1 pseudogene is annotated in these 572 nt (G+C 32.5%); it reads left to right on the top strand.

The features are described from left to right. Positions 1 to 572 (top strand): annotated as a pseudogene (locus ACFINI_RS10130) (hypothetical protein); the annotation flags it as partial.

Raw genomic sequence — 572 nt, 5'->3', positions numbered from 1 at the left:
TAACAATAACAAAAAAAATAAAAATATTATTTTATCAAAAAGAGAAATTGATTTTGAAAATTTAGAAACAAACGATTTGGTTGACGAGCCAATCGAATGTGATGTTGAAAGCCAATCAGAACAAATCAAAACGATAGAAACCAAACAACCAATCATTCGCGAGCAAAATATCAATCTTTCAAACGAAGTTAACAACCGATGGCAAATTAACGAAGCGATGATTGCGAAATTGCCTTCACGAAAAGTTAAAAAGGTTGGAAAACAACTTTCAGAAATCGTTGATAAGATAATGCCTGCTTATTTTCCAGAGAAAGCAAACTTTTTTGAAGGAACAAAGAAAATAAGGGAAAAACAAGAAGTTGAAAGAATACTAGAAGATTTCAAACCCGATTTTCAATACGCAACTGAACAAGGATTAACGCATGATGAAGCCTTATCAGAATTTGAAAAATTTGTACGCTTTTCAAAATCCAACCCATGTCGAAATGCAAATGAACGCGATTGGCAAAGCGCTTGGGATAATTGGATTACGCATCCAGAATATGGATTGGTAATTAAGAAACACAAAAAAT

Source organism: Bartonella sp. AA56HLJMS (assembly GCF_042197145.1).
Lineage (GTDB): Bacteria > Pseudomonadota > Alphaproteobacteria > Rhizobiales > Rhizobiaceae > Bartonella.
This window is presented reverse-complemented; position numbering and strand designations above follow the sequence as displayed.